This window comes from Halobacillus halophilus DSM 2266, from assembly GCF_000284515.1.
In the GTDB taxonomy this organism is placed as follows: domain Bacteria; phylum Bacillota; class Bacilli; order Bacillales; family Halobacillaceae; genus Halobacillus; species Halobacillus halophilus.
Genome location: NC_017668.1, coordinates 3721135 through 3737677, shown reverse-complemented (window position 1 = coordinate 3737677; position 16543 = coordinate 3721135). Strand labels below are relative to the sequence as shown.

Annotated in this window: 12 protein-coding genes; 10 read left to right on the top strand and 2 right to left on the bottom strand. The window is 41.5% G+C overall.

Annotation, left to right across the window (positions count from 1 at the left end):
- Positions 1 to 345: 345 nt before the first annotated feature.
- The 3 genes from HBHAL_RS18355 (at position 346) to HBHAL_RS18345 (ending at position 3944) form a co-directional block, all read left to right on the top strand.
- A complete protein-coding gene (locus HBHAL_RS18355) occupies positions 346 to 564 on the top strand; it encodes a hypothetical protein (protein ID WP_041601454.1) in 219 nt (72 codons plus the stop codon).
- Between the two features lie 264 nt (positions 565 to 828).
- A complete protein-coding gene (locus tag HBHAL_RS18350) occupies positions 829 to 1794 on the top strand; it encodes an NAD(P)/FAD-dependent oxidoreductase (RefSeq protein WP_014645013.1) in 966 nt (321 codons plus the stop codon).
- 1031 nt (positions 1795 to 2825) lie between these two features.
- Entirely contained in the window at positions 2826 to 3944 is a 1119-nt protein-coding gene (locus HBHAL_RS18345) for an RNA-guided endonuclease InsQ/TnpB family protein (RefSeq protein ID WP_014645012.1), read from the top strand.
- Between the two features lie 145 nt (positions 3945 to 4089).
- Here HBHAL_RS18345 and rarD read toward each other — a convergent pair whose 3' ends face one another.
- Positions 4090 to 4995 carry an EamA family transporter RarD gene (rarD, locus tag HBHAL_RS18340; RefSeq protein WP_014645011.1) on the bottom strand — a complete coding sequence of 302 codons (906 nt, stop codon included), beginning with the start codon at positions 4993 to 4995 and terminating at the stop codon, positions 4090 to 4092.
- Positions 4996 to 5121: 126 nt separating this feature from the next.
- Positions 5122 to 6711, bottom strand: a complete 1590-nt coding sequence (locus HBHAL_RS18335) for an FAD-dependent oxidoreductase (RefSeq protein ID WP_014645010.1) — start codon at positions 6709 to 6711, stop codon at positions 5122 to 5124.
- A gap of 126 nt (positions 6712 to 6837) precedes the next feature.
- Here HBHAL_RS18335 and HBHAL_RS18330 point away from each other — a divergent pair, with 126 nt between their 5' ends.
- The 7 genes from HBHAL_RS18330 to cls all read left to right on the top strand — a co-directional run bounded on the left by HBHAL_RS18330 (position 6838) and on the right by cls (position 15732).
- On the top strand, positions 6838 to 8130 hold the full coding sequence (locus HBHAL_RS18330; RefSeq protein WP_231853966.1) for an EAL and HDOD domain-containing protein: 1293 nt from the start codon (positions 6838 to 6840) through the stop codon (positions 8128 to 8130).
- A gap of 128 nt (positions 8131 to 8258) precedes the next feature.
- A complete protein-coding gene (gene megL, locus HBHAL_RS18325) occupies positions 8259 to 9452 on the top strand; it encodes a methionine gamma-lyase (RefSeq protein WP_014645007.1) in 1194 nt (397 codons plus the stop codon).
- A 1006-nt stretch (positions 9453 to 10458) separates the two neighbouring features.
- Positions 10459 to 10953, top strand: coding sequence for a PTS sugar transporter subunit IIA (locus HBHAL_RS18320; RefSeq protein ID WP_014645006.1), 495 nt, complete (start codon positions 10459 to 10461; stop codon positions 10951 to 10953).
- 177 nt (positions 10954 to 11130) lie between these two features.
- Positions 11131 to 12072: an aminoimidazole riboside kinase gene (locus tag HBHAL_RS18315; protein WP_014645005.1), complete on the top strand. Its 942-nt coding sequence runs from the start codon at positions 11131 to 11133 to the stop codon at positions 12070 to 12072.
- Positions 12073 to 12084: 12 nt separating this feature from the next.
- Positions 12085 to 13542, top strand: coding sequence for a glycoside hydrolase family 32 protein (locus HBHAL_RS18310; RefSeq protein ID WP_014645004.1), 1458 nt, complete (start codon positions 12085 to 12087; stop codon positions 13540 to 13542).
- 75 nt (positions 13543 to 13617) lie between these two features.
- Entirely contained in the window at positions 13618 to 14160 is a 543-nt protein-coding gene (locus HBHAL_RS18305; protein ID WP_014645003.1) for a transcription repressor NadR, read from the top strand.
- A gap of 129 nt (positions 14161 to 14289) precedes the next feature.
- Positions 14290 to 15732, top strand: coding sequence for a cardiolipin synthase (cls, locus tag HBHAL_RS18300; protein WP_014645002.1), 1443 nt, complete (start codon positions 14290 to 14292; stop codon positions 15730 to 15732).
- The last annotated feature ends 811 nt before the right edge of the window (positions 15733 to 16543 follow it).

Below are 16543 nucleotides of genomic sequence, written 5' to 3'. Positions count from 1 at the left end.
TGTTTGTGGGGGTTTAACTGTATAGGAATTTGAGTAGTTTCGTCTGGAAATGATGACTTGCACCTTAGGCGATTTAGACAAGGCCAGTGAAATCTACGTTGAATTCTTTGATTAAAAAGAATTTCTCGTAGGACCAATGACCAGTCGCCAACGATAGCTGGTCTATATTAAGGTTTGAACATAAAAATCGAAACCTGGTTAATGCCTAATCATAACTATAGGCTGTCCGGATGTCGGATTGAAGGAACAGCGGTACAGGTATTAGATTCGACTGCAAACTCTTCTGTATCCCGACTATATTCTAACGTATTTCTTCTCAAAAGTCTCCGAGTCAAGAAAGAGAGGATGAAGCGTAAAGAAGAAGTGCGCACAGAGTTGGATGAAAAAGCGATGGCTGAACAAAGTGTTAAAATTGTTGGAAATATAGGTTCATCTGTTTTTTCATCCGATCTACACTTATTCGATGAAATGCAGGAATTTATGGTGGTAGAAAGAAATGATACCATTTTAGAAGAGCTGAAACAGCTTGGGTTTATTAAGGTTGCAGCTATAGAGATTCATTAGCTGTTTGAAGGCAGTGGAATGGGGATAAAATCTAGTATTCAGTCTCTACAGGAACCCAAGGGTTTCTATTTGGGATTTTAGTGAAGGCATAACTTTAATTATACCAATAGTTTGTAAACAGCTGGGTGGGGTCAGCAAAAGTAAAAAGGTTAAAGTAGCTTAAACATTTTCTGTTAGAATAAGAACATCTCCAAATATATTTTCGGATGTGTTCTATATCTATATTTGTGGAAAATTAATTATAATAGACATGGAGGTGGAAGAATGAATAATTATGAGATTACGATTGTGGGCGCGGGCTTCTCCGGGATCACAGCTGCCAATCGATTTTTAAAGCAAGGAAGAAAAGATCTCCTGTTAGTCGATAAAAGCAAGAGTGTCGGGGGGCGTCTCGCAACAAGACGAGTAGCCGGCGGTAAAGCCGACCATGGGGCTCAATTTTTCACGGTAAGAACGAAGGAATTTGAAGAAGAGGTTGAAGGATGGCTTGACCAAGGACGAATTAAGCGATGGTTTGGTGATGAGTACCCTCGTTATACAGCTGTAGACGGTATGAACAGCCTGGCAAAACACCTGGCTAAAGGCATTCCAACGTCACTACATACCACGGTGACCCGAATCGTCCAGAATACAAGTGGGTTTCGCTTATACGATGAGAATGGGAACGAGTGGCAGTCAGAAAAAGTATTGTTGACTATGCCTGTTCCTCAAATAATAGAGCTGTTAAAAGACAGTGAAGTACGTGTGGATTCATCTGTTTATAATCAGTTGAAGAAAGTTGTGTTTGAACCAACTTATGTAGGAATTTATAAGTTTAATCATCCTACAAATCTTCCTGAAGACGGTCATGTGGATACTGATCTTCCAGAAGGAATGGAACGAATGGTGGACCACGAGAAAAAAGGGATTTCAAAGGAAACCACAGTCAGTATCTATATGAAATCAGACTGGTCCAGGAAATACTACGGGGAAGACTATGTACTTTCTTTAATTAAAGAAAAGGCGGCTTCTTACTTAGATTGGAAAGACCTCGAGTCCGAACAGTTGAAACGCTGGCGTTACGCTCAGGCGAAAAATGTTGTTCAATCTTCCTTTTTAGATCTATCTGGTGAAGGCACATTAGTAGCTGCGGGAGATGCATTTCTTAGAGAAAATGATGAAGCCAAGCGTACCCGCTTGGAGAGTGCTTACTTATCCGGGAAAGATGCAGCTGCTTATTTCAGCTGGTAAGCCATGTGAATAATCATAAAAAAGACGGCACCTGCAAATTTGAGGTACCGTCTTTTTTATGATTGGATCTGTTAAACTTCCGAGTTGATTTTAAGGTTAATCTCCCATTACTTGAAGACTCAGTTTCGAGATAAATTGGGTCCATTACTCTATGTCGAAGAGGGCTGGTGGGGAAATAACTCGTCTTGTTCCATCACCCAGACACGACCAGCATAAGCCGTTCATCAACGGACGGAAAAACCACCATCCTTTTGATGCTCGGCTTATGCTGGTCGTGTCTTTCGGGGTGATTCCACATTTGAACACTTTCCTATGGGGGAACGGGCCCTTCTTTAGAAGTACAGGTGTTGGACTTGATCCTTTTTTTTATCCAGTGGTACCAGGCCTTTTCTAACAATACCTCGAGAAAACAGGACTCATGGCACGATTTTTAAATTTCCAATCCAAGTTATTTTTGCCAATGTTTCGAGCCTCTCATTTCAGCAAGGTCCGGAGGGGAGGATGAAGACTCCTAGGTTAAAAGCGGAAGCACCTTGGTCAGCGGCGTATGGACTGGACTGAGCTGGTGGAGATAAAGGAAACACGAAGAGCGTAGCGATTCGATGTTGACTTATCGTACAGAAGTGAGGGAAGTCTCACTAGACGCTAGGTGCTGGAGCTGGATAGCTCTCGTTGTCGTTTATGTTCTGATTTCCAAGTAAGACTAAAAAAGTGTAAGAATGGGATAGACATGATCGGTGAGACCCCGGAAAGCGAATCATCCCCCGCAGGACCTTAACTACAAATCAATATCTCGAAACTGAGTCTTCAACTATTCGGCCCTATTGTGTAATAAGTCTCTTATGAAAAATTAATTATAAAATTTAACGAAATTAGCAAGAAGTCCCCTTCCTCAAAAATGCGTTAGCATTTTAGGTGGGGGATGAATTGCTTCTTTTTTTGTTTTTCTTTTGATAATAAAAGACTTTCAAAGAATTTTTTGGTACTATTGAATTACGAACAAACATTCTGTTGAGAGGGGGTAATTTGATATGGTCAAAAAGAACAAAGCTTTCAAATTCAAAACAGAACCAAATTTTGAGCAACTAAACTTAATTAAAAGAACCTTCGGTTCTGCCCGCTTTATATTCAACAAAATGCTGGATGACCGCATTTTAGCTTATGAAGATTACAAAAATGACCAAAGCGAACTGAAGAAAATGAAGTTTCCAACGCCAGCGAAATACAAAAAAGAATATCCTTTTTTGAAAGAAGTGGATAGTCTTGCTTTGGCCAACACTCAAATGAACCTGGATAAAGCTTATAAGGCTTTTTTTACTGGTCAAAATAAATTCCCAAAACACAAAAGCCGTAAAGCTCGTAAGAGCTATACGACAAATGTGGTTAACGGAAATATTATGGTCCAGGATGGCTATATCAAATTACCGAAACTCAAATGGGTGAAGTTGAAACAACATAGACAAATACCCGAAGGAAGCAAGTTGAAATCGGTCACGGTTTCAATGTCTGCGACAGGTAAAATTTATGTTTCTATTCTTACTGAATACGAAGTTGAACCTAAAGAGGTTCAACCAGAAAATATTATTGGTCTAGATTATTCTATGAAGGAATTGTTTGTAGCAAACGAAGGCACGAGAGCCAAGTACCCTCGTTTCTACCGTCAATCAGAGGATAGACTAGCCAAAGAGCAGCGCGTGTTATCACGCAGAAAGAAAGGCTCGAACCGTTGGTTCAAGCAGAAAAATAAAGTAGCGAAGCTACATGAAAAAGTAGCAAACCAACGCAAAGATTTCTGCCACAAGTGGAGCCGTGATTTAGCTGATAACTTTGATGCCATAGCTATTGAAGACCTTAACATGAAAGATATGTCTAAGGCTCTTAAATTCGGCAAAAGCGTGCACGATAACGGATGGGGAATGTTCTCCTCATTTCTTTCTTACAAGCTCGAAGAGCTTGGAAAGAAGCTTGTCAAGGTCGGCAAATGGTTCCCATCCTCTAAAACGTGCTCCAAATGCGGTAGTATTGATAAACAACTAACAATGAGCATACGAACTTACAAATGCGCTTGTGGCCACATTCAAGACCGCGATGTGAACGCGGCTATTAACATAAAAGTAGAAGGAAAAAGGCTCCTTTCGGAGCATCAGTAATCCTAATTTCCATAATATAAACCGTTGGGACAATGGGGTTAGCTCGGCAAATTTGGTTGGCTACTAGAAGCAACTACGACCCGAGAAGCCCCCACTTCAAATTTCGTTAGAAATTAAGTGGTGGGTAGTTCACCAAAGCCTTTAATTAACTCGCTTTTGCTTCATATTTTCTTAGACGCTTCACGCGAGTCACGGTATAAACAGCAAGACCGGCCCATATTAGAGTAAATGAGATGGCGTGGATGTGTGTAAATGGTTCATTGTATAGGAAAACCCCAATGATCAGCATGATGGTCGGGGCAAAATACTGCAGAAAACCAACCATGGAAAGCGGAATCCGTTTTGCTCCTGCTGAGAACAGTAACAGAGGGATTGCGGTGACAATTCCAGCTCCGAATACAAGCACTGTAGTAAGAGAAAGCCAGTCCACCTGCATCCAGTGACCGCTTTGCTGGTTTAAGAGATAGATAAGTGCAACAGGTGACACAATAAGCGTTTCAATGGTTAATCCATACATAGCGTTAAGGGGAACCAACTTTTTCAGTAACCCATAAGAACCGAAGCTGAAGGCAAGCAGTAGTGCAATCCAGGGCACGGAACCAAAGTTAATGGTCATAAACAATACACCGCATCCCGCAAGAAAGAAAGCAAGCCATTGAGCTCTGGAAAAGGTCTCTTTTAATACAATCATTCCGAGAAGAATGCTGACAAGCGGATTAATATAATAACCGAGACTGGCTTCAACAACATGATCGGTATTTACTGCCCATATGTAGGTGACCCAGTTTATGCTGATGGTTATGGAAGCGAGTGTTATACCAATCAAACGGAGTTTATTATTTACGATGGCACGAAGCTCTTTCATAAAGGGCTTCCGTTTATTTATGACTATGACTAGAAATGCCATGAAAACGAAAGACCATACAATCCTGTGGGCGAGAATCTCAAAGGCTGGAATCTGTTGAATCAGTTTCCAGTAGATGGGGAGGAACCCCCATAGAATGTAAGCTCCTGCTGTATAGATAATTCCTAATTTTTGATCGCTGATCATACATAATAGATCCTCTCTGTGAGTATTACAGGCGAAATTGATAAACTTTTCCAACTCGTATAGTATATCACCCTTTATGATGAAAAAATAGAAAAGCGCTGCCTCTTATCAGGCAGCGCTTTGACGTTATATTTGATCCGGTTGTTCTTCTTCTGCATTTATCTCATCAGATGTGATTTGCTGCTGTTCAGGGTAAGGAAAAGCGATTTTCATAAGCGGCTGGTCAGCCGGGCCTTCCACAACTGTACCATCAAACGAGAACCTTGAACCGTGGCACGGACAGTCCCAAGTGCGTTCTGCATCATTCCATTCCACTTCGCATCCCATATGTGTGCAGGTGGTATCCAAAAGGTGAATTTGATCTTCTTCATCTTTAAAAGCTCCCGCTCGTTCGCCTTTCCATTGAACGACTAATCCTTCACCTTTTTTCAAATTTTGAGGACGGTCTGCGACAAGCTCAAGTTTCCCTTCTACCAAATGAACAGCGACATCAAAATTCTGGGAGAGAAATTGTTTCATACTAGGATCTGTTTTAAACCGGGATGGTTTGAACAGAGAGTGAAAAAGCGAATCCTCTCCTGCAACAGATTGAGAAATAAGCTGAGCGGCAAGAGTCCCATTCGTCATGCCCCATTTTCTAAACCCAGTAGCTATAAACACACGATCGTTCCTCCGGGTGATTGGTCCGATATAAGGAACCTTATCAAGCGTCGTCAAATCCTGGGCGGACCATTGGAATAATTTCTTCTTAATTCCAAAGGTCTGAGCAGCAAATTCTTCAATCGCGTTATAGTGAAAGGATGTATTTACTCCCATTCCTGTTTTATGGCTTTCTCCTCCTACAAGCAAAATGGGTTTGCCGTTGTATTCAGCTGTACGAATCGTGCGTTTTGGTTCATCAACTGAAAGGTACATGCCATCAGGTATTTCACGTTCGGGTTCGATAGCCATGAGGTAAGAACGTTCTGCGTACATTCGGCTGAAATAAAATCCTTTCCCGTCATAGAATGGGAAGTGACTGCAGGATACTGCTTTATCACAGGTAACGGTTGCCCCTGAACCCGTATGAATTTCAAGCTTGGCACCTTCTTTAAGATCGATGGCTTTTGTGTTTTCGTAGATTTCTCCCCCCAGCTTGGTAAACTCTTCTATTAAAGCGGATAAGTATTTTAGAGGATGAAAGCGCGCCTGATTATGCATAACAAGTGCTTTTTTGGCTTCAACATCAAAAGGAAGCGACTCATTAAGGGATCCTTCAATACCAATTTTTCTATAAGCTTCATATTCCTGATCAAGCTTAAGCGCTCCTTTATTGGTAGTGGCATATAACAGCGCGTCTTCCTTTTTCCAATCACAGGAGATATCATATTTTTGAATCAATTCTTCAATTAAGGAAAACGCGCTCATCTGAGCTTGATAGTAGAGAGAGGCATCCTCAGTGCCGAAATGCTTCATTAATTCATAATATATCAACCCATGCTGAGCGGTTACTTTAGCTGTGGTGTGACCTGTTGTTCCATTTAACAAGTGATCAGAATCGAGTAATATAACTTGCTTCCCTTGTTTAGCTAATAAATAAGCGGTTGTAATTCCAGTGATGCCTCCCCCAATAACAGCGACATCTGCAGACGTATCTTCTTTTAATTCATTAAACGAAGGCAGTGATGTATCTTCCAGCCACATTGGCTGGGGCTTTGTCCATTGTTGTTTATCCATGGTTTCCCTCCTGAAGAAGTCTTTGATTTCAGTGTTTCCTTCTTGTCGTATTTCATGTATTTTTTCCCATACCGTTATGACAGTGGATGAAGAGGTGTAGTATACATAACCTAGTGTTCTCAAGTGTTGAAGAAGGGAAGAAAGCAGATGGAAGTTTTCGTGGCGCGGCAGCCAATCTTGAATTTGAACGAAGAAGTGTATGCTTATGAACTTTTATACCGTGACAGTCACGTGAATCAGTTCACTGCGATCGATGCCAGTCGAGCAACGACAGAGGTGTTAGTGAACAGCTTCCTAACGATAGGGCTGGATCGACTTTCCCAAAATAAACCTTGTTTTATTAATTTTACGGAAAAATTACTTTTAGACCAGATACCAAAGCATTTTAACCCTGGTCAGTTAATTGTAGAGATCCTGGAAGATGTTTGCTTTTCAGAGGACCTTATTGGAGAATGCCGTGATTTAAAAGAAAAAGGGTACACGATTGCTCTGGATGACGTCATTTCCCTGGAGCAGCTCTCAAATCCGCATCTGCTTCATTACATAGATATTATTAAGGTGGATATACGAGTGGTGCCAGCAAAACTTCGTGCAGACATCATCCATTTAGCTAAAGCCTATGATCTTACCCTGCTAGCTGAAAAAGTAGAGACGAGAGAAGAACATCAGGCTTGTGTCCTGGAGGGTTTCAAGCTCTTTCAAGGGTATTATTATAGCAAGCCGGTTGTCGTTTCAGGAATAGATATTCCTTTTTTTACAGCGACATATTTTCAAATTATTGAGGAACTATCTGTGTCAGGCAGAGAAGTAGATGTAGAAAAAGTGGTTGATATCTTAGAGCAGGATCTGGCTCTAACTTATAAATTATTACGGCTGATCAATTCCTCCAATCATCAACACTCCCATGTTCCCATCCAGTCCATTAAACAGGCAGTAATGCTTCTAGGGGCCGACGCATTAAAAAAGTGGATGTATGTGCTTTCTATTGAGCAAACGGAAAGGGCAGCTTCCACCGCTTCTCAATTTTTGGTTAAAACGAGCTTACTTAGAGCTAAGATGTGTGAGCAGGTCGCCATTAAGCTGCGCTGTGGCACCTTATCAGATGGATGTTTCTTAACGGGGTTTATGTCACTTGTAGATGTAGGAACGAAGCAGACCACTTCAGAAGCTATTCAATCCCTGCCGCTTGATGTAGAAATAAAAGATGCTTTGAACGGAGAGCGGAATTTATATAGAAGGATTCTAGATATAGCGATAGCCATGGAAACGGCTGAGTTTGAGATTCTTGACCGTTCTCTGGAGGAATTAGGGATTGACTTTAGTGAAATATTTGAGATATACGGACAGGCTATCGCCTGGGCAGATCGATTGTATCAGGAACACTTTTCTGACAATGAAAGTGACAAAGTAATAAAATGAACACCCATCTGGATAAATGGAAATATGGTAATTAAGGAGGAGGGCGAAACACCTTCCTTTTTGTTAGAATTAATTGAAAACGCTTACAAATTTGAGGGGTATAAGTTGAAGAAATAGGGGGAGTAAAAGTGAATAGAAAAGAGAAACGTATGGAGACCTCTATGATTCATGGAGGCAAGCATTCCGATGAGTTCTTAAGAAGCTTATCCATGCCTATATTTCAAACATCCACTTTTTCATTTCAGAACGCTTCTGAGGGGGAGCGCCGCTTTTCAGGAGAAGAAGAGGGTTATATCTACACGAGACTAGGAAATCCTACTGTGAAAGCTTTGGAAGAGAGAATGGCAGTGCTTGAGGGAGGAGAAAAGGGATTGGCTTTTGCGTCTGGAATGGCAGCTGTTTCTGCCGTTCTTATTGCCTTAACGAAAGCCAATGACCATATCTTATGTTCCAATGGTCTATATGGATGCACATATGGTTTACTGACGACACTCAAAGAAAAATATAATATTCAGCATGATTTCAGCTTAATGGAGACAGAAGAGGAGCTGAGAGATAGAATTACTGACTCTACTGCATGCCTATTTATAGAGACTCCTATTAATCCAACGATGAAAGTCATTGATTTACGGATGGTTGCTAAAGTTGCTGGAGAATATAATATTCCTGTAGTAGTGGATAACACTTTTTGCACACCTTACTTGCAGCGGCCGCTGGAGTTAGGCTGCGATATCGTTATTCACAGCGCTACAAAATATATAGGGGGTCACGGAGACGTGATTGCCGGACTTGTTGTAGGAAAAAAAGACTTTATGGATGAATTAGCAATGAATGAACAGAAGGATATAGGAGGGGTACTTTCTCCATTTGATGCCTGGCTTTTGATCAGAGGCTTAAAAACCCTTCATATTCGTTTAGATCGGCATAGTTCAAGCGCGGGAAAGATAGCTAAATATTTAAAGCATCATCCTTTAGTGAATGAAGTTTATTATCCAGATATTGAAAGTCCTAATCTGAAGGGGCAAATGTCGGATGGAGGAGGGGTGCTTGCTTTTGATATTGAAGGTGGAAAAGAAGAAGCACACCAGGTCATGGATCAGTTAAAATTGATTAAGATCGCGGTAAGCCTCGGAGATGCAGAAACCCTTATTCAACACCCTGCATCGATGACACACGCTGTGGTTCCCGAAGAAGAAAGGAAGAAGATGGGGATTGGAGATAATCTCATTCGATTATCTGTAGGTCTTGAATCAGTAGACGACATTTGGGAGGACTTAGAACAGGCCCTGAATGCAGGAGCAGGAAAAAAGAAGCGGACGTAATACTCCGTTTCTTTTTTTGTTTCAAATCCCCAGTTAATCTTCCAGCTAAGCTCCCGTTAGTTGAAGAATTGATTTCGAGATAAATGGGTCCGTTACCTTAGGTGGATAAGGGTTGGTGGGGAAATAACTCGTCTTGTTCCATCACCCAGACACTCGAGACATAAGCCGTTCATCAACGGACGGAAAGACCACCGTCCTTTTGATGCTCGGCTTATGCTGTTCGTGTCTATCGGGGTGATTCCACATTTGGACACTTTCCTATGGCCCTACACGACGTAGGGTCGATCGACGTTGCCACAGGATGTGGCGACTTTAGTCGATCCTCCTTTTTACCATGAGCTTCCTCGCTCGTTTCACTTCCTGCGGGATCTCACCTAGTCCCTTCTCCTATGGGAGTCTCGCCATCTCCCCACCAACCCAACATGATTAATAAAAACGTACCCTTCCAGAAGAGAAAGATTCTCTTCCTTAATCTGTATTAAATGCTTTTATGACAGGCTATTGCGGATCGTTATATCCTGAAATAGGTACAGAACCACATGGTCTAATTCCTCATCACGCAGGTGGTGTTTGGAGGGGTTTCGAGCTTCTGATTTGGCAAGGTCCGGAGGGGGACGATGAAGACTCCTGTGGGATAAACATGATCGGTGAGACCCCGGAGAGCTTGCTCGAGGAGGCTCAGCACATGGGATGTTCGACTAAGATCGCCACGTCGTGTGGCAACGTCGAACGACCCTGCGTCGTGCAGGGCCGGAAAGCGAATCGTCCCCCGCAGGACCTTCAGCATAATCAATCATCTCGAAATCGAGTCTTCCACAATCCAGCCCTTTAGTTTATTAATTCGCTTATTATATTAAAGTTTTAAAAGCTTTTTTTTGATGAAAGTTCAATGATGAGTTTATTGATAGTAATCTAGGGAAAAATACAATTAGCTTCACTTTCAATAGTAGACTACCAATTGTATAATGAGAAAGTATTTTTATTCGGTAAAGGAAGGGTGAAGATATTGTTAAAGAATTTATTTGGTAAAAAAAGTGTAGAGGAAGAATTAGTTGCTCCATTGAACGGAAAAGTTGTTTCATTGGACGAAGTAGATGATCCTGTATTCAGTCAGCGCATGATGGGTGATGGTGTTGCGATTCAGCCTACAGATGGAAAAGTAGTCAGCCCAATTAGTGGGGAGATCGTACAAATCTTCCCTACCAACCACGCCGTTGGAATTAAAACGAAATCAGGTGTGGAAGTGTTAGTTCATATTGGACTGGAAACCGTTAGTATGGAAGGTGAAGGCTTCGAAGGTCATGTAAAAACTGGTGACAAAGTGAATGCTGGAGATCACCTCATCACATTCGACCCTCAACTTGTAGAGGAGAAAGCCAAAAGTTCTATCACACCCGTAATTATTACGAACTTTGATGATGCTGTTGAGAGCTTTGATCCTTCTTATTCTGACACGGCAAGTGCAGGAGAAACAAAAATAGCAACTCTTCAAACAAAATAAGAACATCGACTAAAACCTAAAGCACTTTGCTTTAGGTTTTTTTATGTATATACTTGAATTTATTAATGAGAGAATGGAAAGAAAGGCAGAATTGAAGGTATAATAATTAAAAGATTGGATCAGGGGAGTGAATGGAAGAACCTGGTCTTTTTTATATACAGAAAGGGCGTGCTTATATTGAATAAAGGTGTTATTACTCTTGGAGAAGCTTTAATCGACTTCATACCACTAGATAATGAAAATATTAACTTTCAAAAGAGTCCCGGAGGAGCTCCAGCAAACGTAGCCGTTGGACTAGCCCGTTTAGGAGCTAGATCTTCATTTCTAGGTAAAGTAGGAGATGATGTACTCGGTAAGTTCCTGAAAAAGACCCTGAATGATTACGGGGTCAGTACAGAATATATGTATTTAACACAAGATACGCGTACGGGCGTCGTTTTTGTTACACTGGACCAGTCAGGCGAACGCAGCTTTGATTTTTATATCAATCCGAGCGCTGATCGTTTTCTTGAAGAGTCGGAAGTAGATGAAGCAATATTTGAGAACCACAATGTGCTTCACTTTGGTTCGATCTCCATGATAGATGAACCTTCTAAAACAGCAACCAAAACTGCGGTAAAGAAGGCGAGAGAAAAAGGATTGATGGTTTCTTATGATCCCAATCTGCGACTGGGGTTATGGAGTTCAGAAGAAAAAGCAAGAGAAACCATTCTATCCATGATGGGTGAAGCAGACCTCGTTAAAATATCAGAAGAAGAACTGGAGTTTCTAACTGGGGAATCTGATATTGAAATGGGTGTGGAAAAATTACAAAAGTATGATATTCCTGTCCTTTACGTAACACTTGGAGCGCTGGGAAGTCACGTTTATATAGCGGAAGGTCATACTCAGGTCCCTGCTATGAAAGTCGAATCAGTAGATACGACAGGAGCTGGAGATGCCTTTGTTTCTGGATTGCTGTACCAACTGAGTGAGCATGGTACGGTTGAACAGCTGTCGTTAAAAGAATTGGAAGACATCACTCGTTTTGCAAGCGTATCAGGAGCTTTGGCTGCTTCAACAAAAGGAGCAATGACCGCTTTACCTACAAAAAAAGAAGTTGAGGATTATTTGAATTAGGAGGATTTTTTGATGGCTGAAAGAGATCAGGAACTGCGCCAGGCAGCAGCAGCAGAAATAGATAAGTATAAAGAAGAGGTAGAGTCTGATCCATACCGTCTGCTCTTCCATCACATGCCGCCGGTTGGGCTTCTGAATGATCCAAACGGGTTTGTTCAATGGAAGGGGACGTATCATTTATTTTATCAGTGGATGCCTTTTGATACAGGCCATGGAGCGAAATTTTGGGGACATTACACTTCGAAAGACTTTGTTAACTGGGTACATGAAGATATAGCTTTAACTCCTTCTGACTGGTATGACAAAAATGGTGTCTATTCAGGCAGTGCAGTTTCTCACAATGATCGGCTCTATTTATTCTATACAGGGAATGTAAAGGATGAAGAAGGAAATCGTGAGGCTTATCAATGTCTTGCCGTGTCAGATGATGGTGTAAACTTTGAAAAGCAGGGAGTAATTGCTGAACTTCCAGAAGGGTACACAGCTCATTTTAGAGATCCTAAAGTGTGGAAAAATGGAGAGCACTGGTACATGGTAATTGGAGCTCAAAGTAAAGACCTCCAAGGAAAAGCTGTCTTATTTCAATCAGAAAATTTATACGACTGGAAACACCTCGGCCCTGTTACAGGAAGTTTGGAAAACAACCTTGATGAATTCGGTTTTATGTGGGAATGCCCCGACATTTTTGAGCTCGGAGATCAGGATATATTAATGGTTTCTCCTCAAGGCTTAGAAGAGGAAGGAATGAACTACGCCAATACGTATCAAAGTGGATACTTCGCTGGGAAACTTAATTATGAAAAGCCTAAGCTTGAACATGGTTCTTTCCATGAACTGGACCGTGGTTTTGAATTCTATGCTCCCCAGACAACTTTGGATGAGCAGGGCCGCCGAATTCTTATTGGCTGGATGGGTGTCCCTGACCAGTATGAACAAGCACACCCTACTGTAGAGAAGCAGTGGGTTCATTGTTTAACACTGCCGAGGGAACTGACCTGGAATGGGGAGCAAATTATCCAGAAACCAGTTAATGAGCTGAAGGAGATGAGAGGACCGGCTCTTATCCATGCTTCTATTACGATTGAAAATGATCAAAAAGCCGTGCGAGGTATTGGAGGAAGAGCAACAGAACTGAATCTCGAATTTGAACAGATTGAAGATCAATTTGCTGTTGAATTATTTCAGTATGCTGCTATTAGTTATAAAGATGGAATCCTTACCTTATCCAGACCGCATCTGGAAAATAGGGAAAAGACGGAATTCCGCAGAGTAGAGCTTCCACAAGGACTAAGAAATCTACATTTATTTATTGATCAGTCTGCCCTTGAAATCTTTGTGAATAATGGAGAGGAAGTTTTCACTTCAAGGATATTTCCTCAGCCTGAAGAAGAAGATATTCTCTTCACTTCACTTGGAGAAAGCAGCTTTTCCATTGAGCAATGGAAGCTGAGCGGCTTTACATTTTCATAATTTTGAAGCTCTACCAGTGAAAGTTTAACTTATGCTACAATAAGAAAACGAAGATTGCATGAAGGAGCCGTCTATATGAGCCCATCCTCTAAGAAAATGAAAGCAAGTGAGAGAAGAGAGCATATTTTATCCTTATTGAAGCAGACAAAAGAGCCCATTACTGGTAGTTCTCTTGCAGAAGAGATGAACGTTACAAGGCAAGTCATTGTAGGGGACGTTTCTTTACTTAAAGCAAGGAATGAACCCATAGTAGCTACGAGTCAGGGCTATATGTATATGACCGATAACAAGGAAAGTCTGGCTTATCAAAGGACCATTGTATGTCAGCATAACGCAGAGCAAACGGAAGAGGAGCTTAATATTCTTGTAGATCATGGAGTGCATGTATACGAAGTCGTAGTAGAGCATCCCATCTACGGAGATTTAACTGCCCAGCTTAGAATTTCAAATCGGCGTGATGTTAAGAAATTTATTGACGAGGTCCAATCTACAAATGCCTCATTTCTGTTGGAATTGACCGATGGCATTCATACCCACACGATCTCAGCAGACAGCAGGGAAGCACTAGATGAAGCTGAAGAGGCTCTATGGCAAGCGGGCATTTTAATGAAAAATTAATGTGGATATACAAGGAAAAGAGGTATGCTTAGAGTGTGATCAGCATATCTCTTTTTCGTATAGTGAATAAATCCAAATATGATATAGTTGATGAGCAATGGTTTTTGACGAAAAAAGGTGGTGAACCAAGTGAATATTATCCCATATATTTTAAGTATTATATTAGGTTTAAACGTCCTCTTGGCTTTAGCCATCATCTTTTTAGAGCGCAGGGATGCAAGTGCCACATGGGCCTGGTTGATGGTGCTTTTGTTTTTACCTATAGCAGGATTTATATTTTATTTAATTTTTGGAAGACGCTTAAGTAATAAAGAAATATTTACATGGGATAAGAAGAGCCGTTTGGGGTTGTTAGCCGCTGTACAGGATCAGCTGCAAGCTATAAAAGAAGGCCGTTTAGAAATCAACCATCCGGATATTGTTCCATATGAAGATCTTATTTACTTACATTTAAAAAATAATGATGCTCTTTATTCAGATAATAATGAAGTAGAAGTATTTACGGATGGACAAAAAAAGTTCCATGCTCTGATTCAGGATATTGAAAGTGCTCAAGACCATATTCACTTGCTTTATTATATTGTGAGGGATGATAAACTGGGTACCCGCCTGGCCGACGTATTGATACGAAAAGCTCAAGAGAATGTAGAAGTGAAGCTTCTGTATGATGACATGGGCTCTAGATTACTTAAAAGGAAGTTCGTAAAAAGACTAAGGGATGCCGGGGTTGAAGTAGAATCTTTTTTTCCTTCTTTTATTCCAAAAGTGAACCTGAAAATAAATTACCGTAATCATCGTAAATTAGCCATAATAGACGGGAAAATAGGTTATATTGGCGGATTTAATATCGGGGATGAATATTTAGGTTTTAACAAAAGGTTCGGTTACTGGAGAGACACCCATTTGAGGGTCGAAGGGAATGCGGTCAGTAACATGCAGACCAGATTTATTCTTGACTGGAACCAGGCTTCAAGAAAAGACATTGTTTACGAAGATCGATATTATCAGGCGGAACCAAAGGGAAGCACGGGAGTTCAGATCGTTTCCAGCGGACCTGACTCGGAATGGGAACAGATTAAACACGGATACATTAAAATGATTTTGTCCGCAAAAGAGTATGTGTACGTCCAGACCCCTTATTTCATACCAGATGACAGTCTTCTCGATGCCCTTAGAATAGCGGTGCTTTCAGGTGTGGATGTTCGAATTATGATCCCAAATAAGCCAGATCATCCTTTTGTTTATTGGGCTACATTTTCTAATATAGGGGACATGCTGAATGCAGGCGCAAAAATCTATATTTATCAAAAAGGCTTTTTACACGCTAAAACTATTGTAGTGGATGGTAATATTGCTTCTGTCGGTACCGCTAATATTGATGTGCGAAGTTTCCGTTTGAACTTTGAAGCGAATGCTTTTGTTTACCATCCGAATATTGCCAAGGCTTTAAGCGATCGTTTTCATGAAGATTTAACCGAATCTACCGAGCTTACGAGTAAGTTATATCAATCGCGCTCCAAATGGATTCGCTTCAAGGAGGCTATTGCGAGGCTGCTTTCCCCAATATTATAAGTCTGCACGGATTATATAGATAAGAATCGACCAACAGCCCCTTGCATGCGAGGGGCTGTTGGTTTTTTATTTCTTTCCAATAAACGTTATGGCTGATTTTTCATAAAATACTTATTAAGCTATAGGGCCGTTTAGTTGAAGACTCAGTTTCGAGAAATTGGATGGAGAAGTGGCTCCAGGGAACGGCTCGCTTTCCGTGGGCATGTGGTGAGCTTCCTCAGGCTACGCCTTCCGGGATCTCACCGATCATGTTCATCCCGTTCTTACACTTTTTTAATCTTAATCAAATATCAGAACATAAACGATATGGAGTGCTATCCAGCTCCAGCACCTAGCGTCTAGTGAGACTTCCCTCACTTCTGTACGATAAGGCAACATCGAATCGCTCCGCTCTTCGTGTTTTCTTTATCTCCGCCAGCTCAGTCCAGTCCATACGCCGCTAACCAAGGTGCTTCCGCTTTTAACCTAGGAGTCTTCGCCGTTCCCTTCCGCCCCTTTGCAATCATGGAGAGTCCGAAATCTCTGCATAATCGCCTTCCAATGACCAAGGAGCATCTATAATCCACCCCTGGTTTTGGTTGTTTGTTTGCGTGTAGCAACCCTTACTAGAAGCATTTGAGGCAGATACAGTATGGTTCCTGTCTCCTATTGTAAGGGTCCGTTCACTAGAGGTCGTTGGGGTGGCGGAGGAAACGACGAGACTCCCGCGGGAGAAGGAGCTAGGCGAGACCCCACAGGGAGTGAAACGACCGCGGAGGCTTGCCAGTTCCCCCGCAGGAAAGCGAGTTGTTTCCGTAGCCGCCTTCCCCTT